The sequence below is a fragment of the Streptacidiphilus jeojiense genome, from assembly GCF_000719095.1.
Classification (GTDB): Bacteria; Actinomycetota; Actinomycetes; order Streptomycetales; family Streptomycetaceae; genus Streptacidiphilus; species Streptacidiphilus jeojiensis.
In genome coordinates this window covers 152,607-177,914 of the sequence record NZ_JOEH01000015.1, presented here as the reverse complement: position 1 = coordinate 177,914, position 25,308 = coordinate 152,607, and the positions used below count along the sequence as shown (strand labels likewise).

At 70.4% G+C, this 25,308-nt stretch carries 23 protein-coding genes and 1 pseudogene; 10 read left to right on the top strand and 14 right to left on the bottom strand.

The window, feature by feature from the left end:
• Positions 1-116 (top strand): annotated as a pseudogene (locus IF29_RS47805) (IS982 family transposase); the annotation flags it as partial.
• A 19-nt stretch (positions 117-135) separates the two neighbouring features.
• Here IF29_RS47805 and IF29_RS0120970 read toward each other — a convergent pair.
• Entirely contained in the window at positions 136-681 is a 546-nt protein-coding gene (locus IF29_RS0120970) for a membrane protein (protein ID WP_030257165.1), read from the bottom strand.
• Positions 682-1,146: 465 nt separating this feature from the next.
• Here IF29_RS0120970 and IF29_RS0120960 point away from each other — a divergent pair, with 465 nt between their 5' ends.
• Both IF29_RS0120960 and IF29_RS45130 read left to right on the top strand, forming a co-directional pair.
• The gene (locus IF29_RS0120960; RefSeq protein WP_030257159.1) at positions 1,147-1,869 is read left to right on the top strand and encodes a hypothetical protein; all 723 of its coding nucleotides are present in this window, start codon (positions 1,147-1,149) and stop codon (positions 1,867-1,869) included.
• Entirely contained in the window at positions 1,856-2,464 is a 609-nt protein-coding gene (locus tag IF29_RS45130) for a Fic family protein (RefSeq protein WP_084714684.1), read from the top strand. Before IF29_RS0120960 ends, IF29_RS45130 begins: the two co-directional genes overlap by 14 nt.
• Positions 2,465-2,467: 3 nt before the next feature.
• Here IF29_RS45130 and IF29_RS0120950 read toward each other — a convergent pair whose 3' ends face one another.
• The 3 genes from IF29_RS0120950 to IF29_RS0120940 form a co-directional block, all read right to left on the bottom strand.
• Positions 2,468-3,163, bottom strand: a complete 696-nt coding sequence (locus IF29_RS0120950) for a hypothetical protein (RefSeq protein WP_030257155.1) — start codon at positions 3,161-3,163, stop codon at positions 2,468-2,470.
• A gap of 105 nt (positions 3,164-3,268) precedes the next feature.
• Positions 3,269-4,012: a hypothetical protein gene (locus IF29_RS0120945; protein ID WP_030257154.1), complete on the bottom strand. Its 744-nt coding sequence runs from the start codon at positions 4,010-4,012 to the stop codon at positions 3,269-3,271.
• Positions 4,013-4,043: 31 nt separating this feature from the next.
• Positions 4,044-4,589 carry an RNA polymerase sigma factor gene (locus tag IF29_RS0120940; RefSeq protein ID WP_030257151.1) on the bottom strand — a complete coding sequence of 182 codons (546 nt, stop codon included), beginning with the start codon at positions 4,587-4,589 and terminating at the stop codon, positions 4,044-4,046.
• An 89-nt stretch (positions 4,590-4,678) separates the two neighbouring features.
• Between IF29_RS0120940 and IF29_RS0120935 the strand changes: the two genes are divergently transcribed.
• Positions 4,679-5,599: a serine/threonine-protein kinase gene (locus tag IF29_RS0120935; RefSeq protein ID WP_030257149.1), complete on the top strand. Its 921-nt coding sequence runs from the start codon at positions 4,679-4,681 to the stop codon at positions 5,597-5,599.
• Positions 5,600-5,648: 49 nt separating this feature from the next.
• Here IF29_RS0120935 and IF29_RS0120930 read toward each other — a convergent pair whose 3' ends face one another.
• Positions 5,649-6,284, bottom strand: coding sequence for a TetR/AcrR family transcriptional regulator (locus tag IF29_RS0120930; protein ID WP_232242303.1), 636 nt, complete (start codon positions 6,282-6,284; stop codon positions 5,649-5,651).
• Positions 6,285-6,546: 262 nt separating this feature from the next.
• Between IF29_RS0120930 and IF29_RS0120925 the strand changes: the two genes are divergently transcribed.
• Positions 6,547-7,200, top strand: coding sequence for a nuclear transport factor 2 family protein (locus IF29_RS0120925; protein ID WP_030257143.1), 654 nt, complete (start codon positions 6,547-6,549; stop codon positions 7,198-7,200).
• 114 nt (positions 7,201-7,314) lie between these two features.
• Here IF29_RS0120925 and thpR read toward each other — a convergent pair whose 3' ends face one another.
• The 3 genes from thpR to IF29_RS0120910 form a co-directional block, all read right to left on the bottom strand.
• Positions 7,315-7,902 carry an RNA 2',3'-cyclic phosphodiesterase gene (gene thpR / locus IF29_RS0120920; RefSeq protein ID WP_232242267.1) on the bottom strand — a complete coding sequence of 196 codons (588 nt, stop codon included), beginning with the start codon at positions 7,900-7,902 and terminating at the stop codon, positions 7,315-7,317.
• Between the two features lie 171 nt (positions 7,903-8,073).
• Positions 8,074-11,475 carry a GH92 family glycosyl hydrolase gene (locus IF29_RS0120915; RefSeq protein ID WP_030257137.1) on the bottom strand — a complete coding sequence of 1,134 codons (3,402 nt, stop codon included), beginning with the start codon at positions 11,473-11,475 and terminating at the stop codon, positions 8,074-8,076.
• Between the two features lie 196 nt (positions 11,476-11,671).
• Positions 11,672-12,163, bottom strand: a complete 492-nt coding sequence (locus IF29_RS0120910) for a hypothetical protein (protein ID WP_030257134.1) — start codon at positions 12,161-12,163, stop codon at positions 11,672-11,674.
• Between the two features lie 128 nt (positions 12,164-12,291).
• Here IF29_RS0120910 and IF29_RS0120905 point away from each other — a divergent pair, with 128 nt between their 5' ends.
• Positions 12,292-12,954 (top strand): RNA polymerase sigma factor, encoded by a 663-nt coding sequence (locus tag IF29_RS0120905; protein WP_030257131.1) that lies wholly within the window; start codon positions 12,292-12,294, stop codon positions 12,952-12,954.
• A gap of 77 nt (positions 12,955-13,031) precedes the next feature.
• Positions 13,032-13,850, top strand: coding sequence for a hypothetical protein (locus IF29_RS0120900; protein WP_030257128.1), 819 nt, complete (start codon positions 13,032-13,034; stop codon positions 13,848-13,850).
• Positions 13,851-13,948: 98 nt separating this feature from the next.
• On the opposite strand, the gene IF29_RS0120895 is transcribed toward IF29_RS0120900, so the two are convergent.
• Both IF29_RS0120895 and IF29_RS0120890 read right to left on the bottom strand, forming a co-directional pair.
• Positions 13,949-15,031: a glycoside hydrolase family 19 protein gene (locus IF29_RS0120895; RefSeq protein ID WP_037595965.1), complete on the bottom strand. Its 1,083-nt coding sequence runs from the start codon at positions 15,029-15,031 to the stop codon at positions 13,949-13,951.
• Between the two features lie 361 nt (positions 15,032-15,392).
• Positions 15,393-17,144, bottom strand: coding sequence for a hypothetical protein (locus tag IF29_RS0120890; RefSeq protein ID WP_030257123.1), 1,752 nt, complete (start codon positions 17,142-17,144; stop codon positions 15,393-15,395).
• A 232-nt stretch (positions 17,145-17,376) separates the two neighbouring features.
• Between IF29_RS0120890 and IF29_RS0120885 the strand changes: the two genes are divergently transcribed.
• On the top strand, positions 17,377-17,946 hold the full coding sequence (locus tag IF29_RS0120885) for a Uma2 family endonuclease (protein ID WP_030257121.1): 570 nt from the start codon (positions 17,377-17,379) through the stop codon (positions 17,944-17,946).
• On the top strand, positions 17,943-18,140 hold the full coding sequence (locus tag IF29_RS0120880; RefSeq protein WP_037595963.1) for a helix-turn-helix domain-containing protein: 198 nt from the start codon (positions 17,943-17,945) through the stop codon (positions 18,138-18,140). The genes IF29_RS0120885 and IF29_RS0120880 overlap by 4 nt, the downstream gene beginning before the upstream one ends.
• An 18-nt stretch (positions 18,141-18,158) precedes the next feature.
• Here IF29_RS0120880 and IF29_RS0120875 read toward each other — a convergent pair whose 3' ends face one another.
• Both IF29_RS0120875 and IF29_RS0120870 read right to left on the bottom strand, forming a co-directional pair.
• Positions 18,159-20,084 (bottom strand): FHA domain-containing protein, encoded by a 1,926-nt coding sequence (locus IF29_RS0120875; protein WP_037595961.1) that lies wholly within the window; start codon positions 20,082-20,084, stop codon positions 18,159-18,161.
• A gap of 476 nt (positions 20,085-20,560) precedes the next feature.
• A complete protein-coding gene (locus IF29_RS0120870) occupies positions 20,561-20,938 on the bottom strand; it encodes a DUF427 domain-containing protein (RefSeq protein WP_030257110.1) in 378 nt (125 codons plus the stop codon).
• Between the two features lie 168 nt (positions 20,939-21,106).
• Here IF29_RS0120870 and IF29_RS0120865 point away from each other — a divergent pair, with 168 nt between their 5' ends.
• Entirely contained in the window at positions 21,107-21,736 is a 630-nt protein-coding gene (locus IF29_RS0120865; protein WP_030257107.1) for a hypothetical protein, read from the top strand.
• A 16-nt stretch (positions 21,737-21,752) separates the two neighbouring features.
• On the opposite strand, the gene IF29_RS0120860 is transcribed toward IF29_RS0120865, so the two are convergent.
• Together IF29_RS0120860 and IF29_RS48570 are read right to left on the bottom strand one after the other, a co-directional pair.
• The gene (locus IF29_RS0120860; protein ID WP_030257105.1) at positions 21,753-23,189 is read right to left on the bottom strand and encodes a phytoene desaturase family protein; all 1,437 of its coding nucleotides are present in this window, start codon (positions 23,187-23,189) and stop codon (positions 21,753-21,755) included.
• Positions 23,182-25,218: a S53 family peptidase gene (locus IF29_RS48570; RefSeq protein ID WP_051725580.1), complete on the bottom strand. Its 2,037-nt coding sequence runs from the start codon at positions 25,216-25,218 to the stop codon at positions 23,182-23,184. The genes IF29_RS0120860 and IF29_RS48570 overlap by 8 nt, the downstream gene beginning before the upstream one ends.
• Between the last annotated feature and the right edge of the window lie 90 nt (positions 25,219-25,308).

Below are 25,308 nucleotides of genomic sequence, written 5' to 3'. Positions count from 1 at the left end.
CTGGCGGCGTGGCCGTCCGCGTTCTGCAACGCATCCTCGCCCTGACCGCCGCCATCTGGCACAACGACCACACCGACCAGCCAGTCATGCGCGCTCTGATTGCGTATGACCACTGAGCCCCTTGGAATAGATCATCTAGGCGGGTGCTGTCACCTGGGCGTTGGGAGTGCTGTCCGTGCGTCCGTACTCGACGGCTTTGATGTGGCGGCGGGCGAGCCACAGAGGGATTGCGCCGAAGAGCCCGAAGGAGATGTCGATCGGCAGCCACCAGAGTGGCAGGCCGCGCAGTGGCCCGCAGACCAGTGCGAGCGGGACGATGCCGACGCAGGCGATCAGCCCAAAGTCCAGCACCCAGATGTTGCGGATCGGATCACGCAGCGGTCCGAGGAAGGCGACGGCGATGGTCAGATGGGCGAAGGCCAGCCAGTCGGTCCCGTAGGCCAGGAACGGATACTTGGCCGAGGTCTCCACGAGGCCCTGGTGCACCTGCTGGATCCAGACGACGGCCGACGGCAGATGTGCGGCTGCGCCGGCCAGTGGCGACCCGCGGTCCGTTGCCCACCACACCAGCCAGCGCGACTCGGTCACCAGCGGAAAGGCCGTAAGCCCGGCGAGTACCAGGCCGACCATGAACACCACAATCCAGATTCTTGCGCGGCGCAGCCGCTCCCCCTCGGTCATGGCGCCATCATGGACCAGGTTTTGAACATGTTCAACTCCAAGGTGAGGGGTCTGGAGTACGAGAACGGGTCCGCACTCGCCCAGCCTTGGACTTTCACCAGCGGGCTCGTTGGTTCCTTCGCGGAGGTCGACACGCGGGAGGAAAACCGCTCAGCGGCACCCCGCACCCTGCACGACGGCGCATCCTGCGCACGTTCCGTGCGCGCGTGCTGCGCATGCGCCAGCCTGGGCTCAGCGCCGTGCTTGGCGGTGAAGCCGATGCGCACCAACAGCCCGCCCACGATGACGCGGTGTGTCCCGGGCAGGGACTCGAGGCAGCCACCCCGGCGGGGGCGCGGGGCCGTTCGGAAAACCGTTCGCGGTGCGGGGACTTCGAGCCGAGACTGGTGGGTCGATCACCTAGGACGGAAAGAGTGACCAGCGCTGACGTACAACCGTGACACCTTGCCCTTTCCGGGGAACCGTGTGCCCCGCATCACCGCCTCAGGCATTCGGAACTGGGATGAACTCGATCCGGCCCGCCACCCGTTTGCCTGGGACCAGGACGAGGACGCCCACCTCCGCTCGCTGGTCCGCGAGTGGGTGCCGCATGTGCTCTCCGGTATGGCCGGCTGGTGGCAGGGCGAGCGTTGGTGTGCCAGTCAGGTGGACGCGATCATCCGAGAGCGCTACGGCAGCTGGGCCTGGGGATGGAGCTGGCGCTACTACGACGGCGGGCCCATCGGCAGCTGGGGTGGTGGTCCAAGCTCGGTGACGACCCCTGATGAGACCGCGGCACGCGTGGTAGCCGCTCTGTTGGAGTGGCGGGAGTGGTTGAAACGGACGGCTCAGCGATTTGCCGAACTGGCGCCGCCGCCGGACGCATCCCCCGAGGACCGCAGCTGGTATCTGGAGCGGGCCTGCGTCCGACTGGTGACATACGCGCTGGACTCGGGAGCGGAGGGTGGTTGGCAGGGGCAGGCCTCGATAATTCTGGGCTGGTTCCTCGCCGCCACTGGCATGGACCAAGCCGAAGCGGAGCGCGCAGTGGAGGGCGCGATCGGCGGCCGGTTCAAGAGCTGGGTCACTCCTGAAAGGACACTGATCGACTCCGTCGGTGAGGACCTCGCTGTCGGCCTCACCGGCCACGCTCCCTACCAGGACCACCGCGACAGAGCGGCACTGGAGGATCTTCATGACCGCTACTGACAGCCTTTCGGTCTGGCTGGGCGTGCGCCGTGAGGCCGACTGGCAACACGCACCCGTCCTACGGCGGGTTGCGCCGTCGAGCGACGGGTTCCGGGCTTGGTGCGAAGGGCCGGTGCACCGGCGCGACCCCGTTCGTGCCGAGCGTCTGCTCGCTGGCCACGCCCTGGCCCGGGCCGATGCCGCACGCCGAGCCCCGCTGACCTTCGCCCTGCTGGCGAGCTGGCAGCGTGAGGTCCTCGGCGCCACCGAGGCACCGTTCCGCGCGAGCGACGCCTATGCGAAGGCTGGCCGCGAGCGCTATGCCCTCACCCCGGGTACCCGGGCCGACTTCGCATCCTGCCTGGACGAGGCGACCGACCCGGACATCCCGCTGGCGGCCCGCGCGGCCCGGGTGTACCTCGACGTGGCGTTCTTCCACCCCTTCGCCGACGGCAACGCCCGTGCCGCCCTGTTGGCCTTGGTCCACGTCCTGGCCCGGGAGGACATCGTCCTTTCCGAGGTCGGCCCCCTCCAGACCACCCGCTACGCGGATGATCCGGCGGGCGCCGCCGACTTTGCCACTCTTGTCGGGATACTCAACCACCGCCGACGCTGAGGGTCAGAACGCCAGGCGGTTGATTGCGATGGCGGCGATGCCCTTCATGTAGCCGGGGTCGTTGCTGGGTGCGCCGACGAGTTCGACGATGCCGATCCGCTGGCCGCTGCGGATCACCGCGACGCCACCGGAGACGACGCCGTCGCCGTTGACGGACGGGTACCAGTGCGCCTGGCCGCCCGCGAGCGTGAGCGCATGGCCCGGACCGTAGTGCCAGTGGCCGGCCGGTTCGTGCTGGCAGCTGCGTACCAGGTCGTTGAGCTGCTTCTCGTACGAGGCCGCCGACTTGTCGCTGGAGAGGTCGGCGACGGACTCGTTCAGCAGGCTGCCGGCGGTGTCGAAGGTCCAGGCCACGTCGGCGTAGCCGGCGGCCTTCCCCTTGGTCAGGACCCGCATCGTCTCCTCGCCGGAGCACGCCGAGAGGCCCTGGGTCCCGGCCAGCTCCACCGTCGCGCCGGCCGCGGACAGTCCCTGCTGGAAGAAGTCCTCGCTCTGGATGAGGTTGGACGAGCCGAGGCCGGGCTCGGCCAAGGCTGCTGTCCGGGTGACGGCCGCGTGGCCGGCGGAGTCGGTGTCCGTGCTGGCGGTGGCGGGCTGCAGGCCGATGCCGAACGTGATCGCGGCGGCCCCGGCCAGGGCCGCCGATCCGGCGATGAGGCTGCGGCGCGAGTGCTTGGTGGCTGCTTGGTTGCCGAACATCTGGTCCCCCTGTTGGTCAGGACGCGCTCTGCGTCCTCGTACATCTGGGGAGATGCCGGCGGTGCCGGAAAAGTTGGGTGGAGTTTTTCCGCGGTCGCCGTGGCCTCAGAGTCGGACCACGGCGGCACGGACGATCCGCGTCATCGCGGCGGTGTCCAGGCAGGCGTTGACCTGCAGGAAGGCGTAGTGGGTGCCGCTTCTGAGTACGGCGATGCCGCCGCACGGCTCCTTGTCCTTCGGTGCGGCCCCGGCGGTGTTCAGGGCCCCCTGGTAGGTGCCCATCCAGCTCGCGGCGATCCCCGGGGCGACGTCGAGGGTGCGGGTCGGTCCGTAGACCCAGTGGCCGGCCGGTTCGTCCTGGCACGGCACTTCCTCCAGCAGCAGCCGCTCGGTGTAGTTCTGGGCCAGTGCCTGGCTCAGGGCGTCAGCGGCGACCTCCCGTGCGACCTGCCCGCCGCTGCCCACCGCCAACGTGGGGTCGGTGGGGTCCGTCTGCGTGGTCGTCACCAGTCCGCGGAAGTGTGCGCCCGGTCCTCCCAGGGTCTCGCCGAGGGTCTTCTCCCCGGCGCAGGCCGCGTTGGCGTAGGTGCCGTCACCGACGCGGTCCCGGACGTAGATGTGCTGGGAGATGCCGACGGCCTCGAACTCGGCGGCCGCCAGCAGGTTCTGTTCCGTCAGAGGTCCGGTGGCGGCCTTGGGCAGTGCGGAGCCGGCGCCGGGCAGGGACGTGGACGGCGCGGTGGACGGCGCCGACGGGGCGGGGGAGTGAGCCGGTAGGACGAACCGGCCGGTCACCAGGCCGAGTCCGACGGCCGCCGCCAGAACGGCGGTGGCGCTGCGCGCTCGCACTGCAGTACCTCCGGGTCCGGACACGGCTGGATCAGAGGCCGCTGACGAGGCGGTCCCGCATGAAGCGGCGGGCCTGGTGGATGCGGTCCTTGACGGTGCCCAGGGGAGCGTCGAGAATCTCAGCCACCTGGACATACGTCAGGTCTCCGAGATCGCGAAGCACGAAGGATTCGACCAGAGCCGGATGCTGCTTCTCCAGCGCGGACAGCGCCTCCATCAGGTCAAGGCGGGTTCCGGCGATGACACTGGTCGTTCGCGGGTCCGTGTTCTCGGGAAGGACAGCATGGCTGTCCTCCGCGCGTCGGCACATCGATCGGTAGGTGGACCGGGCGGAGTTCGAGGCGATCACGGTCACCCACCCCAGGAACGAGCCTCGTCCGCTGTACTCGTGCAGGTGGGTGCTGATGGACAGCAGGGCGTCCTGGGCGGCTTCCTCGGCGTCGGCGTGATGCGGCAGGAACCGGGAGCAGCGCCGCATGACCAGTGGCCGCAGCTTGGCCAGGAGGTGGTCCAAGGACACCGGGTCACCTGTCCGGGCGGAAGCCACGAGCCGTGTCAGCTCGACCTCTTCGAGCACCCCGTTCTCCCCCGTTCCGGTCCGACCCGCATCCGACCCCGCTGCACGCGGGTCGCCCGGCCCCCGCGCCTCGGGCAGAATGCTGCCACATGCAGAGGCTAGGCCGTTACCTCCTGGCGGACCGGCTCGGCGCCGGCGCCTTCGCCACCGTGTGGAAGGCGTACGACCCCGAGCTGGACACGGACGTCGCGGTCAAGGTGCTGGCCGACAACTGGGCGTCGAACGCCGATGTCCGGGAGCGGTTCCTGGCGGAGGCGAGGCTGCTCCGCAGGATCTCCAGCCCCCGTGTGGTGCGGGTGCACGATGTCGGCGTCCAGGACGACCGGCCCTACTTCGTCATGGACTACGTACGGGGCGGCACGCTGGCCGAGAGGATCGGTCACTGCCCGCCCGCGGAGGCGCTCCTGCTGGCCGCAGAGGCCGGGTACGCCGTGGAGGTGCTGCACGGTGCGGGGGTGATCCACCGGGACGTCAAGCCGTCGAACCTGCTGCTCGACTCCGACCGCACGCCTCCTGCGGTACTCGTGGCGGACCTGGGTAGCGCGAAGCAGCTCGCCGACGCGTCGGGGCTGACGGTGACCACGGGTACGCCTGCGTACATGGCGCCCGAGCAGGTCTTCCAGACCGGTGGGTTCGACGCCCGGGCGGATGTGTACGCGCTCGGCGTCGTGACCTTCGAACTCCTGACCGGGCAGAAGCCGTTCGGCTCGGGCGGGCACACCACGCTGATGACGGGCCAACCGTCCACGTCAGCGCCGCCGGCGATTCCCGCGGCGCTGGCGGTTCCGAACGGCATCGACGCACTCCTTCGCGCTGCGATGGCGGTGGCTCCCCAGGACCGACCATCGTCCGCGAAGGCGTTCGCGGACGCGCTGCTGGCACCGGGAGCAGGCGACTGGACGCCGACCGGGACGCCGACTGGGTCCTCGCGACTGACACGCCGTGCGGTCTGGTCTGCGGCGAGCGCGCTGTTCGTGGTGACGACACTGCTGACCTGGCTGGTGCGCTGAGCTCCGATCGCAGTGACCTCACGTGGCCGTGGCCGTGGCCTTGGTCGGGTCAGTGGCCGGTGGGGGTGTCCCCGCGGAATGCTCCAGCCACCACAGGGACCAGCTGCCGTTCGATCTGCTCGGCGGACAGCGCGGCGAGTTCGGTGCCGATGGGCGCCAGCGCTAGCCAGTTCAGCAGGCCGGCTGCGCACCGGGTACGGAAGATCAGTTCTTCCTCGTCGACTCCGGGAAGGTTGGGTGCCAGCACCCGGACGGCTCCACGGCGGCTCCGGTCGAACTTGTCGTCCAGTCGATCCCACCCCTGGGGCGGATCGATTCCGACGCGCGCCACCGTCCGCATCACGGCCAGGTCCTGGCCTCCGGCCGACAGCGCACGCATCATCGGTCGGGCGAACGCCACCGCCACCTCATGGAGTGTGGCGGTGGGGGAGAGGGAGTCGAGTTCCCGGATCTTGTCGTCCAGATAGCGCTCCAGCGCGTGCTCGATCGCCGCGTCGCACAGCTTCTTGAGCGACCCGAAGTGGTAGCTCACGGCGGCGACGTTGGCTCCGGCGCGATCAGTGATCTCGCGGAGTGTCACGCCCTCCTGGCCCCGTTGCGCGATCAGCTCCAGGGCGGCCGTCTGGAGGCCGTCCCGTGTGCGCTGGCCGGCCTCCCGGCGCAGGTCTGCCTTCTCCACGCGCATCATACGATGTATTCAATCAGATGTTTGAGTGCATCGTCAACGGCCGCCTCGCAGGTCGGGGGGCGGATGGTAGCGCTCGCGACGGCATAGGTCCGGTCCGTAGGCGTGCCTCGGCGGCCGTGCGGCCACGGAATTCAAACAGTGGCTTGACATTCCGCGCTGGCCGTCCATAAAGTCAAGCGAGCATTTGAATTACCAAGAGCGCGGCAGACGCCGTCGCGACGGATCTCGAACCCTGAGTACCAACCTGGAGGAACACGACATGAAGCTGCTCAGCCGGAAGTCGATCACCGCCGCGACCGCGGTAGCTGTTCTGGGTGCACTTTCCATCGCCGCGGTGCCGTCACAGGCCGCAAGCTCCGCCGACAGCAGGGCGGCGGTCCGCAGCAACGCGGCCGCCCCGACCCTGACCGCACGCCAACTGGCGGAACTGCCGCTCACCGACCGCCACCTGACCGCGCACGAGAAGGCCAACCTCGCGGTGGTCCTGCGCGACTACTACGTCGCGGAGGGCAGCCACCTGGACGTCGCGACGTTCGTCAACAGCTTCACCAAGGACGGCGTCTTCAACGACATGGTCGCCGGCCAGGCCTACCGGGGGAAGGCGCTCGGCAACGTTCTGCCCTACATGAAGGGCCTCTTCTCCAACGTTCACCGTGACCTGAAGCGCATCACCGTGAACGGCGACGAGATCAGCATCGAGCTGTCGATCCAGGGCACGTTCGACGGGCAACTCGTATCGCCGACAGGCGGCGTCGTCAAGGGCAAGGGCCAGCAGGTCGACGCGCCGACCGCCGACTTCTGGTACCTGAAGAACGGCAAGGTCCAGATGTTCAACTGCTTCGTCGGGTACTCGAAGATGTACCACGACATGGGCGTGGACTTCGACTGGGCCTCGGCGGTCAACAAGCCCTGACCCGCTCGTCGAGCGGGCCGGGTACTCACCCGGCCTGCGGACACGTACGTACGCGCGTCCGCATCTCGGCTGAGGTCCGTGCCCGGGCCGGCTGCCCGTTCTGTTGGCTACCCATCAGCTGTCGCCGGCGAAGTGCCAGGCGTCGATGTCGCGGTAGCGGATGGCTCCCGGGCCGCGGCCGATGTTGCTTCCCACCAGGTGGAGGCGCTCGGTCTGCCAGGGGTGGCCGGTGAAGTGGGCGAGGCTCGCGGCTGCTGGCGGGATGGTGGCCTGCTCGCTCCGGCGGGCCCGGGCCAGCGTCAGGTGGGGGCGCAGCGGGCGCTCCGGAAAGGTGATGCCGCAGGTCCGCACCAGCTTGCGGACGTCGTCGGCGAGGTGGTGGAGGCCTTCGAGTTCACCCTGGATCCCGCTCCACAGCAGGCGCTCGTCGAAGTGGCCGCCGCCGTTCAGGCCCAAGGTCAGGGGTGGGCGAGATGCGGCCAGTCGGGCAAGCACCGGTCGCAGGGTCGGAACGGCCGTCACCGGGAGCTCGCCGAGGAACGCCAGGGTGATGTGCCAGTCCTCGATCCGGTTCCACCGCAGACCGGGGTACTGCTCGTAGGCGGGCCGCAGGGCATTGGCCAACTCGTCCTTCGCGTCGTCGGGCGGGGCGAGTGCAACGAACACGCGTACGGTTGAGGGCTGCTCGGGACGATCGTTCACCAGGGCTTTCTAACACTCTTCCGTCGCTGCTCCTATCGCTTCGTGATCTGGCTGTGGTTGGTGAGCCTTCAGATGGTGCGCACCGGGAGTGCCTCCCGTCGTTGTTCTGCGGTGGGAGGCACTCCCGGTTGTGTGGCGCGGGTGGATCGGTTCTGCAGCGCAGTGCCGGGGCTATCCGCCGAAGGCGATGGCGAACAGGTGCACCGTTCCGGACGCCCCGGTCACCGGGAGTGTCACGGATGCCACTGCCTTGGTGCTGTCCAGCGGTACCTTCACCGAGAAGACGTAGGCCTGCACGGTGTCCTTGGTGCCGTCGGCGGTGTTGCGGTAGGTGGTGGTGATGGCGGTGGTGTCGCCTGCCACCGGCTTCGTGGAGGCGCCGTTGAGCGTCCAGTCGGAGAAGGTCACCGTCGCCGTCGTGGTGGTGCCGTCGGTGTAGGTGACGGTGAGTCGGCCGGGGACGCCGGTTCCGTCGAGAGGTGCGTCGGTCGCGGCGCCGAGCAGGCCGAGGTAGGCGCCGGTGGTGCCGTCGGGTTGCGGGATCGTCTGTCCGGCGACTTCCAGGTTGTCCGGTCGGCCGCTGGCGACCGTCGGCCAGGTGTAGGTGATGCCGTCCGCGCTGACCTTCGTGCCGCTGCCGACTCCGGCCGTGGTCAGCGCGCTCTGTGAGTAGGCCCATCCTTCGTCGTCGAAGCCGCCGGAGAAGTGTGTGCCGTCGGGGTAGATCCCCTCGTTGGACTCGTACGGCCACAGTTCGCCCGGTTGGGCCACCGACACCCGCAGCGTGGCGGCGGCGATCGAGGCACCGCTGCTGTGGTCGGTGACCGCGAAGGTCACCGCGTAGGCACCTTCGGTGCCTCCGGCGGTCACCGGAATCTTCGCCTCGGCGCTGCCCGAGGCCGGCACGGTCAGTGAACCGGTGAGGGTGGTGAGTGTGACGCCGGAGGGGGCGGTGGCGGTCCAGTCGGCGGTGACCGGTTGGGTGCTGAGGTTGGTCAGCCGCAGGGTGGCGTCGGCCGATCCGCCCGGTGCGACGATCAGCCCGTCGCTGCTGGGGCCGGTGGCCGCGAGCATCCGGCTGCCGCCGGTGGTGTCGGAGGGCGGGACCGCGGTGCCCGAGGCGGCCCAGGTGGTGTTCGGCACGGTGTTGAGGCTGTAGTCGAGCGTGCCCGCCTTCTCGAACTGACTGAACGTCAGCCACGGGCTGTTCCACTCCTTGCCCTTCACGTCCAGGGCCTGGACGTAGGGGGCGTCGGGTGCTGCCTGCGGGGCGCTGATCGCGGCCTGCTTGCCGTTGCCGAAGGTCACGTTGGCGACGGGGAAGGTCGGGCTGCCCAGGACCAGGGTGTCGGTTCCCGGCGTCTCCGGGTACATCCCCAGCGAGGACCAGACGTACCAGGAGCTCATCGCCCCCAGGTCGTCGTTGCCGAACGAGCCGACCGGGGCGTTGAAGTAGAGCTTCTGCTGGGCCTGGCGTACGGCGGCCTGGGTCTTCCAGGGCTGGCCGAGGTAGTCGTACTCCCAGGGGATCTCCAGGCTGGGCTCGTTGCTGAGGTCCGCGTTGGTGCCGCCGGGGTCGGTGATGTTGCCCAGCAGGCTGTCCAGGTAGGACGAGTACGCCGCGTCCCCGCCGCGGGCGGTGATCAGCTGCTGGAGGTCGAACGGCACCATGGGCGTGTACTGGGCGGAGGTGCCTTCGACGAAGCCGTTGGACGTCCCGGGGGTGAAGCTGCCGGCGAACTGGCCGTCCAGGTCCTTGCCCTGGATGTAGCCGGTCTGCGGGTTGAAGACGTTCATCCAGTCCTGGGCGCGGGTGGCGAACTTCTGGTAGTCCGTCGTGTCGCCCAGCGCCTTGGCGTAGGACGCCAGGGCGTAGTCCGCGCTGTCGTACTCGAGTTGGGTGGAGACCGGACCGTAGAAGTTGCAGCAGCCGTAGTCGGTCTCGTCCAGCGGCAGGTAGCCCTTGGCGTCGCGCACCGACTCGCCGGGACGGTCCTGGTTGGGCGCGGTGGCCTCGTGGACCATCGCGTCCAGGGCGTGCGCGGTGTCGAAGTTGCGTACTCCGAAGGCGTACGCGTCGGCGATGATCGAGGCGCCCGGGTCGCCGACCATCACATAGCTCTCGCCGTTGTTGGAGGCCCACTTGGGCAGCAGGCCGGTCTGGTCGTAGCCGTTGAGCATGGAGGTGACGATGTCGCCGGTCACCTTCGGCTCGACCATGGCGATCAACTGGGTCTGGGAGCGGTAGGTGTCCCAGCCCGAGTAGTTGGCGTACTGCGCCTTCTGGCCCTTGCTGAGCTTGTGGACCTGGTCGTCCATGCCCATGTACTGGCCGTTGTCGTCGGAGTACACATTGGGGTGCAGCAGCGAGTGGTAGAGGGCGGTGTAGAACTGCACCTGCTGGTCGTTGCTGCCGCCGCCGACCTGCACCCGGTTCAGGACGGCGTTCCAGGCGTCGTGGTTGGCCTGCCGCACGGCGTCGAAGTCCCACCCCTTGACCTCGGTGGAGAGGTTCGAGGCGGCGTTGTCGTCGCTGGTGTACGAGATGCCGACGGCCGCCGTCACCGTGGTCGACGCGGAGGTGTCGAAGGTGAGGTACATGCCGTTGGCGCCGGTGACCGGGGCGGAGGAGGCCGTCGCGGTGGGCGAGGGAGCCTTGTCGGTCGGAGGCCGGGTGCCCACGGCCTTGGCGCCCCCGGTCGGGTGGATCTTCGGCGACGGGGTGGCCGGGAGGGTGAAGTGCTGCTGCTTGCGCGGGGTGGTCTGCGGCGCGGCCGGCGTCTGCTGCGGCTGACCGAGGCTCAGCGACTTCGCGTCGGGGTTGATGGTGCTGCCGACCCAGGTGCCGCTCTGGGTGAACGGCTGGTTGAACTTGATGTCGAAGTGCAGGGTGTAGCGGTTGTCCGCGCCGCAGAAGTGGCCGCTGTCGACGGCGCCGCTCACCTCGGTGTCACTGACCACCTTCGCCCGGGTGCCGTCCACCTGGGTGGCCCCGCCGCTCAGCTTGAGCAGCAGGTTGGCCTGCGCACCGGCCGGGAAGGTGAACTTCCCCAGGCCCGCCCGGGTGGTGTCGGTCAGTTCGGTCTTGACGCCGGCGGCGTCGGTCAGGCCGTAGTAGCCGATCCCGGTCTGCTCGTTGGCGTGGCTGAACGTGGCAGTGGTGGTGGAGAGGTTGCCCGACAGTGCGCCGGTGAGCGGCAGGATCGGGATGTCGCCGGCGACGGGGCAGCCGGGGCCCGATATGTGGGTGAGGCTGTAGCCGGAGATCTTGGTGCTGTTGTACTCGTAGCCGCCGCCGTCGGTGCGGGAGGGCGTGGTGTCCGGGCCCCACTGGATCATGCCGTTGGGCATGTCGGGGCCGGGGAAGGTGTCCACGGCGCCCGAGGTGCCGATCAGTGGGTTGACCAGGGCTGCGGGGTCCGTGACGAGCTGCGGGCCGGATGCGGCACCCGCCACGGCACTGCCGAGGGTCTGGAAGGGGATGACCGCGACGGCCACCAGGGCCACTGCGGTCAGGCGTTGACGGAGTCTGCTGCTGAGACGGGGTGTGTCCGGGTGCCGCCGGGTGGTCATCGGTTGCCTCCGCGTTCCGTGCTTCGCGCATGGGTGTGCCAGGGACAGGTGGCTTCCACGCTCGGCAGCGACGTCGGACCTGATGATCTGACAACGTTGCCAAGTGGCACGAAGCCTGAGTAGAGCGCGGATGCTGAGTGCATGTCAACCAGGCGTACGTGCGCCTCCGGCGGAGGTCCCGGCCAACCGGGCGGTCCTAGCGGAGGGTCTCCCGGGCCGCGGCGATCGCGCCGCGTAGCAGTCCGGTCAGTCTGCGGTTGCCCTCGGCGGTGATCAGATGGCCCTGCCAGGGGTCCACCGACTGCCAGTCACGGTCGGTCAGGGGAGGGACCGGCTCCCCGGGCTTCAGGTTCTCCGGCAGGGCGGGCAGCCGTACCAGCAGGGTGCGCATGCCCATGGCGACGGCCACGGCGATGCCCTCGTAGCAGAGCACCGGAACGCCGTAGGCGCAGTGCAGGCGCTCCTGGTGGGCCCGGACCGTCCGGGTGGTCAGGGTGGGGGAGTGCAGCCGCTCCTTGGGGGTCAGGTCGGCGAGTCGCCCCTCCAGGTCGGGATGGGTGTGCAGCTGCCACTCGCCCAGGGTCCAGTCCTCGGGGCCGCTCGGCGGAGAGGCCTGTTGCCGGAGGAAGTCCAGCAGGGCCGTGTTGGCGGGCAGTTCCGGGACCGTGCGCGGCGGTTCCAGCTCCATGCGGTGGGACGCTACCCGGCTCCCGGTGCGGAGGCCAGGGGTGGTGGGGCATGGGGCCCGGCGCTCCGCGGTGATGACCTGATTATGATCGCGGGAACCTTCGACCGGTTGGCGGACACATACAGAGCATGGAACTGAACGACGCTGGTCCCGCCGCTTCGGTCGGACGGATGTCCGACCGGGAGTTGTGGGCGCGGGCCGTCGACGGGGACCGGGAGGCGTTCGGTCGGATCTTCGACCGGCATGCCAAGACGGTCTACAACTACCTGTTCCGGCGCACGGCCGACTGGTCCGAGGCCGAGGACCTCACCTCGACGGTGTTCCTGCATGCCTGGCGACGGAGATCGGAGACGGTGCTCGACCGCGACTCGGCCCTGCCCTGGCTGCTGGGGATCGCCGACGGTCTGCTGTCGAACACCAGGAGGCGGCTGCGCCGGGCCGAGGCGTTGCTGCACCGGCTGGTCTCGCACGACGAGCCGGTGGGCGACCACGCGGACGGGGTCGCCGGTCTGGTCGACGACGAACGCCGGATGTCGGAGATCCACCGGGCGCTGGCCCGACTCCCGCGCCATGAGCGCGAGGTCGTCGAGCTCTGCGTGTGGGCGGGCCTGGACCAGCAGGCGGCCGCGGCGGCGCTGCGGATCGCCGTCGGGACGGTGAAGTCCCGACTGCACCGGGCACGGCGGCGGCTGGGGGCCGACCTCGGCGTGAGCGGCGGGTCGGCGGGCCCGCCGGGACCGGCGTCGTTCAGTTCCAGACAATCCGTCAACGCGGGGGAGGTCGCACGATGAATGACAAGCAGGGCATTCCCGCAGCTCCCCCAGATCGTGATCTGCCGAACCATCGGCGGACCCGGGAGGAACTGCTGATGAAGATCGATCCGGATGACCAGCGCGCTTCGATGCACCGCAGGTGGGGACTGCCGGTGGGCATCGCCGCCGGTGTGGCGGCGCTGAGCGTGGCGGCCGTGGCCGTCACCAGCGGCCACGGGGCCGCCAAGCCGGTCACCGCCGTCCCGGCGCTGGGCGCCGGCAGTTCGACGAGCGCCGCGCCGTCACCGAGTGCGACCGCGACGCAGGGATCCGTGTCGGGCGGAACCGGCTCGGGGCCGACCGCGGTGCACGAGAGCTCCGGCTCCGGCGCATCCACGGTGATTAGTGCCACGACCACTCCGATCGACGCCGGGACCGTCAGCCAGATCCTGGCCTCCTGCCTGGGCTCGGACGCCTCGCGCTACCACGCGGTGCTCGCCGCGCGCACGCCGATCGCCTCGACGGACTGGGACGGTGCGGTGGTCGCCGTCGACTCGGCCGGCCAGTACGTGCAGTGCGAGACCAAGGGCAGCAAGGGCACCAGCCCGGACGTCCCGCCGACGTTCATCAACAACCGGATGTGGAGCCCCGGCCACCTCATCGAGTTCTTCGACAGCTTCGGCATGTCCGCCGGCCGCGGGAAGTACCTGCTGCTGGGTGCCGGGCACTACGCGTCGAACATCGCCAGGATCACCATCAGCTACGGCACCAGCCCCAAGGAGTACCCGGCGACCATGACCGGCGGCGTGTTCTTCTACTCGGCCGCCCTGTCCGTCGCCGTCACCCCTTCCAGCTCCAGGCCGGTCCCGGGGCCGAGCGCCTACATCCACGCCTACGACGCGTCGGGCAAGGAGATCTACAAGCAGCAGGATTAGCGGCAGGAGTCGGACGGACCGTCAGTCCCGGCGGCGCGGTGCGCTGCCGGGACTGGCGGGACTGCCGGACGTACTGACGGCTGACGGGTGTTGCTGCGTCAGCAGGTGAGGTTGGAGCCCGGGGAGACGCCGAGGATCGCTGCGAACGCCTCGTAGTCGTTGACCCGGTCCTGCATCTCGGCGGTGTTGCCGCCGTTGCACTCGATGCTGCCGTTGATGGCCCAGATGGTCTGGCCGAAGCCGGCGCCGTTGACCATGGCGTTGTGGCCGGTCATGGTGCCGGGGCCGGTGTCGGTCATCCAGTACCACAGCGCGGTCTCCCAGGAGACGGCCGCGTTGGTGGAGACCAGGTTGGGGTTGTCGAGCAGGTCGACGCCCAGCGCGTTGCCGGCCGCCTCGTAGTTGAAGTTCCAGCTGATCTGCAGCGGGCCGCGGCCGTAGTAGGCGTAGGTGCCGGCCGGGCAGCCGTAGGACTCGGCCGCGCAGTAGTTGCCGGACTGGTCGATCTCGTTGATGTAGACCAGACCGCCGGTCTCATGGTCGACGTTGGCCAGGAACGCGGCAGCCTCCTGCTTCTGCACGGTGCTGCTGCCGGTGGTGGCGAAGCCGGGGTACTTGCTGAGTGCTGTGACCAGGCCGGTGTAGGTGTAGAAGGAGTTCCGGTTCGGGAACATCTGGCTGAACTGCGCGCTGCTCACGACGAATCCGCCGGTGCCGCCGCCCCCGCTGCTGGGCAGGGTCCAGGTCTGGTTGGAGCTGCCGGCGCAGGACCAGATCTGGACCTGGGTGCCGGAGCCGCCGAACCCGGTGTCGTCCAGGCACTTGCCGGAGTTCGGGTTGAGCAGTGCCCCGTTCGACTGGGGCTGCCAGACCTGGGCGGCGGTCCCGTTGCAGGCGTACAGGTCGACCAGGGTGCCGTTGGCGGTGCCGGCCCCGGCCACGTCCAGGCACATGCCCAGCACCTGCAGGGTGCTGTTCGACGCCACCGTCCACTGCTGGGCGTTGGTGCCGTTGCAGGTGTAGACCTGGACCGGGTTGAAGTTGGCGGTGCTGGCACTGCGGTCGTCCAGGCACAGCCCCTGGTAGCCCGTGATCGGGCCGGTGCCGCCGGCGGCCTGGGCCAGGCTCGCGGCGCTGACCCCGAGGCCGACCAGGAGCACGACGGCTCCGAGCACGGCCATGACGCGACCCCGAAGGGTGCGGATCGGTAAGTTCTTCGAGCGTCTCATCATCCGGTGTGTCCCTCGCTCCATGGCGCGCGGTGTTGGGCCCTGATGGAAGTGCACGATCCCGACCGCGTCGGCGGCCCTGCCGCATGCAGGCGCGTGTCCGCTCACGCGACTGCCAACGCGAGGCGCCGGGTCCGTCCCGGCCAGGGCAGTCCTGTGCCGGTGTGGTCGAACCCGTGGCGCCTCGCGGCGGTTGTGGCCCACGTTCCCGATGCCTGGTCGTGGGATCGTCTGCGATGCTGAGAATGGTCTAGTCCAACGGAACCGTCAAGACCCCGCGTCGACGCTCACGTGCCGAGCCCACTCTGCGGGCTCACTTTCCGATGACGGACTCCACCCAGTCGATGAAGTTGGTCGCGGGGTCGCCGTTGTCGTACTCGGCCTGGGTGTGGGCCATGGCCCAGACGGTGGCGAAGTCCACGCTGCGCACGCCGTAGTCCTGCAGCGCCAGCGAGACGTTGATCTCGGTGGTGTTGGCGGTGTCGCCCTGCATGATGCCGGTGCGGATGCGCCAGTGCTGGGCCACCTGCGACTGCCGGTAGCCGTCGAAGGCCGGGGACAGGTAGTACAGCGGGTTGTAGGCGTCCAGCCGCCAGGCGGTGTCCTTGCCGGCGTTGTCGCGCTCGGCGAAGTCGCTGTCGTACCCGGCGGCGCCGTAGGAGGAGTCCCAGTCGGAGTACGCGGCGTACTTGGCCTGGTTGGCCGCGATGACGTCGCGGGTCAGCGGCGCGAAGTGCTTGGGCTGGCTGAGCCCCTGCCCGAAGACGCCGTTCTCGGTCTGCCCGCGCGAGTACCCGTCGAACGCGCCGACCGGCTTGCTCGCGGTCTTCTGGCTGTTGACGAACCCTTCGAGGCTCAACACCTTGGCGGTGTTGCTGGCGGAGTCGTAGACCGCCCAGGTGCTGTCGGTGTTGAGGTGGGCGAAGTAGTCGGCGACCGTCGCGTAGGTGGTCGAGGTCCCGGTCATGCCCGAACCGGGCGGGCCACCCTGGGTGGTGTAGGTGTACGGGAACGTGGTGTAGCCCAGGAACTCGTTCAGCGAGGTGGTGATCACTGAGATCAGGTGGTCGTAGTAGCTGCCGGCCTGGTAGACGCCGCTGCTGGAGCGGGTCAGCTCCAGCCGCTTGCCGTGCCCGTCGCGCAGGCCCAGGCGGTTGAGGTAGGTGGCCCAGGCGTGCGCGAGGTCCGTCGAGTAGGCGCTGGTCCAGGTGTCGGTGGCGCGGGTGCCGGTGGAGGCGAACTGGCCCATGTTCCACTCGTAGGACAGGTTGGCCTCGTGCAGGCTGGTGATCGGGCACCAGGCCATGACGCCGGCCACGGCGTCGCTGAGGGGCCGGCCGTGGGCGTCCTCCATGGCCGCACCGATCGAGCGCAGGTAGGGCAGGTACAGGGCGCTGTCGCCGGACGCGCCGGCCACGGTGTCCTGGGCGCCGCCGCCGCTCATGCCGAACAGGGCGATGCGGTCGGTGCTGCCGGGCAGGGCCTTCCGGTTGTACCGCAGGTACCGGATCGAGGCCTTGAGGTCGGTCACGCCCCAGGGGGCGTCGCCGGTCAGCGTGCTGGTCGAGCTGGACGTGCCGCGCATGCCCGGCCATACGTAGACCAGCCCGGCCTCCAGGTACTGGGACACGGCCGAGTAGTTGTAGGACGTGGCCGGGGACTGCGCGGAGTAGCCCGGGGTGTTGACCGGGACCACGATCGGCGCGGTGCTCGCGGTGTACCGGCCGACGGCGCCCTTCTGGTTCACCGTGGCGGTGTACGTGGTGCCGTCGCTGTTCTGAGTCGCCGTCAGGTAGGCGCCGGGCACGTAGACCGACAGGGTCTCGTAGTTGGTGTCGGCCGGGTTCGCGGCGTACACCGTCCCGATCTGGTAGTAGACGTCGTTGGCCGAGTCGTAGGACCAGGCGGTGGAGTCGAACTCCAGGGAGTACTTGCCGGTCGCGGTCGAGCTGCCCTGCGCGGCCGGGGCACTGGCGAAGGCGGTGCCGGCTCCCTGGGCGATTCCGAGCGCGGCCAGTGCCGCGGCACCTGCGCCGTGGATGACGTTCCTGCGAGTGACGTCCACCCGTGGACCTCCTAGTGCATCGGTGTGCTGTGGGCACGGCCCGACGCCTCCGCCGCGTCAGGACGCGACGGAAGTGGCAGGCGGTGCACCTGATGAGCCGACCGTAGAACGGATAGCTATTGATTTCAATATTGTTGACAATTATGAGAATGATCTGTGAGCAAGTCTTGGATACCGACTTACTCCGAACTGGACCCGGGGCCGGTGACGCCAGATATGCCATCGTGAAGGCGTGACCGAGCAGCCGATCTACCGCCATCTGCGCGCCTACGCCGACCACCTGCGGCCGGAACTGCCGATGTCCCCGCACGTGGAGATCAGTAACGGCCAGATCCTGCTGACGATGAGCCCGGCCGGTGCGCACGGCCTCAACGCCAAGCGCGTCACCACTCAGCTCGACCACCAGCTCCCGGACGGCTTGATCGCCTACACGGCCGATATCGAGCACCCGGGAGCCGCCAAACTGCGTCGCCCGGACGTCGTCGTGGTCGACGAGGACGCGATGGACGTCCCGGGCGCTGTCGATGCCACTGCCGTCCGACTGGCCGTGGAGATCGTCTCTCCCTCGAACCCTGAGAACGACTACGAGGGCAAGCTGCGGGACTATCCGGTCATGGGCATTCCCCACTACCTGATCATCGACCCCCGAGACGGCACTGCCCACCACCACTGGAAGATCGCCACGGAAGACGGCCCTGGCCGGTACTCCGCGCATGTTCCCTACGTCTTCGGTGACAAGATCACCGTCGGTGACTGGGTCATCGACACCGGTGAGCTGCGGCGCTACCCGGAGTCGAAATGACCCCGGGGGAGCTCGTACGCGAGCGCCGTGAACAGCTGGGCTGGTCCCAGGCGCAGCTTGCCAAGGCGGCCGGGACGGGACAGGCCATGATCTCCCGGATCGAATCCGACCGCGTCAGCCCGACTGTCGGCATGCTGACGCGGCTGGCGGAAGTCATGGATGCCCAGCTGTCGTTGACGATGTTTCAGGTCTGATCCGAGGGAGGGCCCGGGTCAGCGGGCTGTTGCGTGCGGGGGCAGGTCGGCGTTCCTGGGGTCGCGGGGTGGGGACTTGGGGGCCGGTGGGTCCGGCTGGTAGAAGATGTCGATGTCGACCTCCTCGCCGCCGACGATCAGCGTGTCCCAGGGGCCGCTCTCGCGCAGGGTGCGCAGCGTTCCGCTCTGCAGCGTGTCCAGGTGGGTCCGCAGGGTCGCCTCGTCGGGCAGGCCGGACATCCGGGGGGCCAGCCGTGCTCCCACTTCCTGGAGCTGCTGCAGCAGGGCGTCGATGTCGGCCTCGCGGGTCTCCTCGGCCCCGTCCGCGGCCTCGGCCTGGAGGCTGCGGGCGATCTGGTCCTTGATGGCGTAGGTGACCCCCTGGTCGTCGGTGGTCACCATGGCGTTCCAGGCGCGGCTCTTGTGCCGGTACTGGAGGACCGACATCGCGGCCTCGTGGCGCAGGAAGTCCGCGTCGCGGAACCGGTTGCCGCGCCAGGCGCTCTTGAGCGAGCGGGCCAGTGAGATCGCCGACGCCAGACCGCTGTTGAGGCCGCGGCCGGGCCAGAAGTGGATCGCGTTCGCGGCGTCGCCCAGCAGGAAGCCGTAGGTGCCGGGGGCGTCGGCCGTCGGCGGGAACACCCGGGAGGTGAAGCGCGGGCGCTGGACCATGTCCAGGCGGAAGGCGGTGACCGCGGACAGGTCGGCCTCGGGGACGTCGAAGAACTTCAGCCCCTCCCGCACCTGCTTCCACAGCGCGGACCCCTTGATCAGGGCGGGGAGGAAGAGGGTGCTGTGGGTCGAGCAGTGGAAGTCCCCGTACTCGTCACGGGCCATGACGCAGGGGCGCGAGGCGATGCACTCCTCGAAGACCTGGCGGACCGGGTCGATGCCGACGACCTCCTTGGCCTCGGTGTCCGTCAGCCGCATGTTCAGGAAGCCCTCGCCGCGCAGCGAGTTGAGCAGGAAGCGGTTCTGCGCCACGGTCAGCAGCACGCTCATCGGGTCCGGCAGGCGGGACTTCACCTTCAGGCCCAGGACCACGTCCTGGACGTGCTCGCCGTTGAGCGAGTAGATGTTGGCGTCGGCCGTGCCGAACTTGTCGCTGAAGTGCTCACGGGTGCGGGAGCGACCGCCCTCGCAGATCGCCAGGACGTGCTGGTCGGTGAGGGTGCGCTGCTTCTGGGTGATGTCGAAGCGGGCCGGGACGAGGCGGATGCGGTCCTGCTTCTCGTTGGCTATCTCCAGCAGCCGGTCCTCGATCTCGGCGATGCGGATGTTGCGCGGGGGAAAGCCGTTGATGGAGTCCGGGCCGGCCGGCCACATCTCGGAGAACTCCTCGGGGCTGAAGAGACGTTCCTGCACCTCCTCGGGGAGGTTCAGGTACTGACGGCTCTGCACCGTCACCACCTGCTGGCGCCTGACGTTGCCCTGGGCCTCGGTCTTCCAGACGACCTTGGCGCCGTCCCTGGTCCAGCGTCCGTCGTAGACCGTGATCGCCGCCCGCGGCCCCATCGCGCTCTCCAGCAGCAGCGCGAAGGCCAGGCCGACCGGGCCGCCGCCGGTGACGGTCACCCGCAGCGTGTCCGGGTCGGCGGCCCGGGGCAGCGCCGAGGCATCCTTGACGGAGAGGTCCAGCAGCGTCTCCATGGCGTCGGTCAGCTCGAACGCGAAGGTCTCCTCGCCGATCCTGATCACGTCGTTGGGCCGCAGCACCCGCCGGGTCACCTCCTCCCCGTTGACCTCCGTGCCGTTGCTGCTGTTGCGGTCGTAGAGGACGAAGCCGCCGTCCTCGGGCACGATCTCGGCGTGCAGCCGGGAGGCGATGGGGCTGACGATGACGATGTCGCTGTCGCTCTTGCGACCGAAGGTGACCGGCGCGGTGCCGAGGGGGATGCGCTGCCCGGCGAATGGGCCCTTCTGCCCGACGATGACGGGTGGCAACCGACGCTCCTTCTGTGTGGATCAGCGGGCCGGCACCGGCATGCGGTGGTGAGGGGTCCTCAAAAGCCCACCTCAGCCGCCGGGTTGATGAATGCTCAACGGATGGCAGCATACCGAGGACCGGGGGTCCTGCCAGGGACGGGGACAGCCAGTGACCAGAGACATTAGGCCGTTCGTCGCGGCGCGGTGGCCCGAGGGTGGGGGCCGGGGCTGGCCCGGGGCGCTCACCCGGCGCCGCGGTGGACCGGAGTTGGTCGGCCGCGGGGCAGAGCCGGTGCGGGGAGGCCGCTCGAATTGCCGACCGCACCTGCTGCGCCCCGCGCGGTCGGCCGCCCAGCGACGGTGGCCACCGTCCGGAATCCGCCGGAATTCCGGAGCCATCGCAGTCACCCGTTCGATGGCTGCAGCAGAAGTTCTAGCACATACCTTCCGTCCTGTACTGGCACTTCGGGCGGTCGGGTGCAGTGGCCGGCCGGCTACGGCAGTTCGGTGATGCTGTCGACCCGGTCCGGGTAGAAGGCGACATGGTCCTTGATCTCGGCGACGGCCGGGTACGGGGACTCGTAGACCCAGACGGCGTCGACCGAGCGGTCACCGCCGACCGGGATGCTGTAGTAGCCGGCCTCGCCCTTGAAGGGGCAGTAGCTGGCCGTGTCGCTGGGCTCCAGCAGGGCGAGGGACACGTCGGCGCGCGGGATGTACTGCACGGCGGGGTACTGCGCCTCGCGCAGGGTCAGCGCGTCGCGGGTGTCGGCGACGGTGCGGCCGGCGACCGTGACCACGACCCTGGCCGGGTTGGCCGTGACGGTGATCGGATGGCTTGCGCTGGGCTGCAGGACGGGGCGGTCGGTCATGGCTGGGCTTCTCTCTCGCGGAGGTGGCATGCGGACCGGTGGCGACCGGACGGCCTGTGGCTGCCGGACGTTACTACCGATCAACGCTCCTTCCCGGCGCATGCTTCCCGGCGACCGCACCCGGCGCGGCGGGGTGGCGCTGCCGCAGTGGTCGGCGAGGATGGGGGCATGGACTCCCAGACGGTGATACACACGCGCCGGGCCCTGCACGCGGTGGCGGAGACGCTGCTGGCCGGTCCGCAGTACCGGACCAGTGGCACGATCAGGTTGCAGGCCTGCCCGGGCGGGTTCGCGACCCGGTCCGAGCCCTGGCTGCGGGTGGTCGGCGCCGAGCTGGTGGCGGCCGGCCGCTCCCTGCCGCTGCAGCGGACCAGCTGCGCCGGGCTCGCGGAGCAGATCGGGGTCGCGGCCGGCGCTCCGGACGGGCTGTACCCGGACGGGTCGGGGGTCGGCAGCGAGGAGCCCTTCGACGTCGATCCGGCCGCCGCCGAGTGGCTGGCCCGCTGCTTCGCCGTCGGCGACGCCGCACTGCGCGGGACCTTCCCGGGCTCGGACCCGGTGATCTGGCCCGAGCACTTCGACATCTCGGTGACCGTCGACGCGGCGAACTACGGCGTATCACCGGGCGACGGCTTCCAGTCGGAGCCCTACGCCTACGTCGGCCCGCACGAGCAGCGCCAGGGCGCGTTCTGGAACGCACCCTTCGGCGCCGCGCGGACCCTCCGCGAACTGGGCGGTGTCGGCGCCGTGGCCGACTTCTTCGGCCAGGGCCGGCGCCTGCTGGGCGGAGACGCCTGACAGACTGGCCGCCGCCTCAGCCGCGCCCGGTCCGCGCTGACCTCAGGTGCTGCAGGGCCGAGCGGGCGGCGCCGGCCCCGCACATGCCGTGCACCCCGGCCCCCGGGGGAGTGGCCGCGGAGCACAGGAACACCCCGGGAACCCCGGTGCGGTACGGGTCCAGGGCGGGCCGTGGGCGGAAGGCCAGCTGCCAGGCGGTGTTGGCCCCGGTGAGGATGTCACCGCCGACGTAGTTGGGGTTGTAGGCGGCCATCTCGTCCACCCGGCGGGACACCCGGCCGACGATCCGCCGGCGCGTTCCGGGGGCGAAGCGCTCGATCTGGTCGAGCACCGCCTCGGTGGCGTCGCCCTGCCAGCCGTTGGGGACGTGCGCGTAGGCCCAGACGGGGTGGATGTCGCCGGCCGAGCGTGACGGGTCGGCCAGGTACTGCTGGGCGACCAGCACGAACGGGCGGTCGGGCATCCGCCCTGCCGCGGTCAGCCGCTCGGACCTGGAGACCTCCTCGACGGTGCCGCCCAGGTGGACGGTGGCCGCCCGGCGGCAGGCGTCGTTGAGCCAGGGGATGCCGTCCCGCACCGCGAGGTCCACCTTGAACGCGCCGGGTCCGTGCCGCCACCGGGTGTAGCCGCGGCGGACCCCGGGCGGCATGCGGTCGCCGCAGATGGCCGCGGCGGCCCGGGGCGCGACGTCCAGCAGGACCAGGGCCGAGGGCGGCAGTTCGGCCAGTGAGCCGACCCAGGTCCCGGTCTCGATCGTGCCGCCGAGTTCGAGCAGGCGGGCGGCCAGTGCGTCGGTGATGGCGCGCGAGCCTCCCCGGGCGACCGGCCAGCCGCGCCGGTGCCCGGCGGCGACGAGCATCAGCCCCAGTGCCGCGCTGCCCAGGGTGTGCAGTGGGCGCAGGGCGTGCGCCGCGACCCCGGCGAACAGGGCCCTGGCCTCGGGGGTCGCCCAGGAGCGGGCCAGCAGGGCCGCCGGCAGGGCGGCGAGGGCCCCGAAGCGCGCGGTGGCCCAGGGGTGCGCGGGGCGGTGCAGCAGCGGGCGCATCAGGTCGTCGGCGATCTCGTCGAAGCGCTGGGTGAGCGGTCCGAAGACCCGCCGCCACGCGGCCGCGTCCGGCCCGAGGCCGGCCGCGGTCCGCTCCAGGGAGCGGTGCAGCACCGCCACTCCTCCGCCGTCCAGCGGATGGGCCAGTTCGATCTCGGCCCACAGCCACTCCAGCCCGTGGCGCTCCAGGCCGAGGGTGCGCAGGAAGGGCGAGCCGACGGCCATCGGGTGGATGGCGGCGCAGTGGTCGTGGAGCACCCCGGGCACCGTCAACTCGCTGCTGCGGGTGCCGCCGCCGATGGTGTCGGCACCCTCCAGAACGGTGACGGACACCCCTTCCTGGGCCAGGGCGACGGCCGCGGCCAGCCCGTTGGGGCCGGAGCCGACCACGATCGCGTCGTCAGCCATGGGTACGGAACCAGCGCAGGTACGCCGCGTCGGGGGAGCCCAGGCCGGTGGCCTCGTCGTAGCCGGGGGCGGCCGGCAGGCCGTAGTCCTGGCCCAGGGTGTAGAGGATGTAGCGCAGGTCTCCCGCGGCGGCGCCCATGTCGCGGACCGCGGTGAGCGGGCCGGGACCGGCCGCGGCGGGGTGCTCGGTCACGTCGTGGAAGACCCCGGCCCGGTCCAGCGAGTACAGCAGGGGGTTGGCGAAGCCGAAGGAGTGCCCGGTCTCCTGCTCGGCATCGGCCTGGACGGCCGCGAAACCGGGGGTCGCCGCGGACGTACCGCCGTAGCCGACGGTCCCGAACGTACCGTCAACTGTGTAGCCCACCAGGACCGGTAGCGCCGAGTCGCCCTCCAGGGAGACGTCCGGGGTGACCCGGTGCGCGGTCGCGCCCGACCCGGCGAGGGCGGCCGGCACCCGGGTCCGCTGGTACCAGGGCTGGGGGAAGTCGCTGGGGCCGCCTCCGCCGCCGTAGGTGAAGACTCCGGGGATCGGGGCCCAGGCTCCGGTGCCGTCGGGGCGGATGGAGAGGCTGTCACCCATGCTCGTCTCCCAGGCGTAGCCGCCTCGGGAGTCGGTGGCCAGTGTGGTGCCGCCCACCGAGGTGACCCAGGGCGAGCCGCTGGGGAAGTCGGCCTGCGCCTGGGTGGTCTGCGGGTCGCAGTTGAGCGCGGTCTGCGCCGCGCCGGGCGAGGAGTCGCCGCAGTCCCCGGCCGCGAAGTAGACCCCGATGCCTTCGGCAGCCGCCTGCTGGAACAGCATGTTCCAGGCGGCGACCAGACCGGGGGTGAGATGCCCGGGCTGGGAGTGGATGATCTCGGCCCAGGAGTTGGAGATGAGGTCGGCCGAATGGGAGTCAATGACCGACGCCTCGGCCGCCATCAGATCGCTGTCCAGGCAGGAGTCGGCGCCGACGTAGAGCACCGAGGCGTCCGGTGCGTAGCCGTGCGCCATCTCGATGTCGAGGGCCTGCTCACCGGCCCAGGACGCGGGCGGGGCGCAGCTGGAGCTGACGTTCCAGCCGGCCGGGTCGACCTGCTGCCGGTACTGCCCGGGGCGGAACGGCCGGTCGCCGGTGGCGGTGGCGAACCGGTCGGCGTCGGCGGGCATGGTGGCCGAGCCGTAGGCGTCGACGATGGCGATGGTCCGCCCCCGGCCGGTGGCGCCCGGAGTTCCGACGCTGTAGGCCTTGCGCAGCTGGGCCGGGGTGTAGGGGCAGGTCGCATAGGGGACGGTGCGGCCGTAGGCGGGTGGCAGGGTGGTGGCCTGCTGCTGGCCGAGGTAGGTCGAGCAGACGGGGTCGTCGCCGGGCGTGGGCGTTGGTGCCGTCGTGGGCGCGGGCGCGGGCGTGGGCGTGGGCGCGGGCGTGGGCGTGGAGGCGGGGGCGGTGGCTGGGGTGGCGGGGGCGGACGCGGGGTTGGCCGCGGCCGGTGCCGACAGTCCGTCGACGGCGACCACGTCGGCCGATACGGCGGCGGGAACGCTGGCGTCCTGCACGGGAGCCTGCAGCGGTCCCCAGGCGGTGCCGTAGCGGTGGATGCTGGTGCCCAGCGCCCGGTCCATCGCCGCCTCCGGGCCGCTGACCTGGAGGTAGTGCAGGGTGTCGGCGGTCACCCGCAGGCCGGACGAGGTGAGCCAGCGGACCGCCGCCCGGCGCTGTGCGGCGGTGAGTCCGAAGCGCTGCTGGTACTGGGCCGGGGAGAGGAAGTGCCGGTAGTCCGGGCTCCCCGGGGTGGTGACGGACTGCAGGAAGGCGGTGAGGGCGACAGGAGCCCGCGAGCCCAGGTAGACCCGGGCGGTCAGGGTCTGCGCCGCGGGTACCGCACCGAGGTCCTGGCGGCTCGTGGCGTAGTCGGGGTGCGAACCCTGGAGCACGGTCCGGGGCGTGGCCGGGACGGCCTGGTCGGTGGCGGTCCGGGCCTGGACGGGGCTGCCGGCGGCGATGACGGAGCCGAGGGCCGTTGCGGTGACGGCTATGTGACGGAGTCTCACGGGAGATGGCTTTCTGGGCAGGGCGAACCGCCCGGCGGCGGCAGGCAGGCGGGAAGGAAGGCGGGAACGGGGTTGGTGGGAACGGGTACT

What these genes read in the sequence shown, in the direction of transcription:
- IF29_RS0120970 (WP_030257165.1), bottom strand. Translation starts at nt 681, where the DNA reads ATGACCGAGGGGGAGCGGCTGCGCCGCGCAAGAATCTGGATTGTGGTG.
- IF29_RS45130 (WP_084714684.1), top strand. Translation starts at nt 1,856, where the DNA reads ATGACCGCTACTGACAGCCTTTCGGTCTGGCTGGGCGTGCGCCGTGAG.
- IF29_RS0120950 (WP_030257155.1), bottom strand. Translation starts at nt 3,163, where the DNA reads ATGTTCGGCAACCAAGCAGCCACCAAGCACTCGCGCCGCAGCCTCATC.
- IF29_RS0120935 (WP_030257149.1), top strand. Translation starts at nt 4,679, where the DNA reads ATGCAGAGGCTAGGCCGTTACCTCCTGGCGGACCGGCTCGGCGCCGGC.
- IF29_RS0120930 (WP_232242303.1), bottom strand. Translation starts at nt 6,284, where the DNA reads ATGCGCGTGGAGAAGGCAGACCTGCGCCGGGAGGCCGGCCAGCGCACA.
- IF29_RS0120925 (WP_030257143.1), top strand. Translation starts at nt 6,547, where the DNA reads ATGAAGCTGCTCAGCCGGAAGTCGATCACCGCCGCGACCGCGGTAGCT.
- IF29_RS0120915 (WP_030257137.1), bottom strand. Translation starts at nt 11,475, where the DNA reads ATGACCACCCGGCGGCACCCGGACACACCCCGTCTCAGCAGCAGACTC.
- IF29_RS0120910 (WP_030257134.1), bottom strand. Translation starts at nt 12,163, where the DNA reads ATGGAGCTGGAACCGCCGCGCACGGTCCCGGAACTGCCCGCCAACACG.
- IF29_RS0120905 (WP_030257131.1), top strand. Translation starts at nt 12,292, where the DNA reads ATGGAACTGAACGACGCTGGTCCCGCCGCTTCGGTCGGACGGATGTCC.
- IF29_RS0120900 (WP_030257128.1), top strand. Translation starts at nt 13,032, where the DNA reads ATGAAGATCGATCCGGATGACCAGCGCGCTTCGATGCACCGCAGGTGG.
- IF29_RS0120895 (WP_037595965.1), bottom strand. Translation starts at nt 15,031, where the DNA reads ATGGCCGTGCTCGGAGCCGTCGTGCTCCTGGTCGGCCTCGGGGTCAGC.
- IF29_RS0120880 (WP_037595963.1), top strand. Translation starts at nt 17,943, where the DNA reads ATGACCCCGGGGGAGCTCGTACGCGAGCGCCGTGAACAGCTGGGCTGG.
- IF29_RS0120870 (WP_030257110.1), bottom strand. Translation starts at nt 20,938, where the DNA reads ATGACCGACCGCCCCGTCCTGCAGCCCAGCGCAAGCCATCCGATCACC.
- IF29_RS0120865 (WP_030257107.1), top strand. Translation starts at nt 21,107, where the DNA reads ATGGACTCCCAGACGGTGATACACACGCGCCGGGCCCTGCACGCGGTG.
- IF29_RS0120860 (WP_030257105.1), bottom strand. Translation starts at nt 23,189, where the DNA reads ATGGCTGACGACGCGATCGTGGTCGGCTCCGGCCCCAACGGGCTGGCC.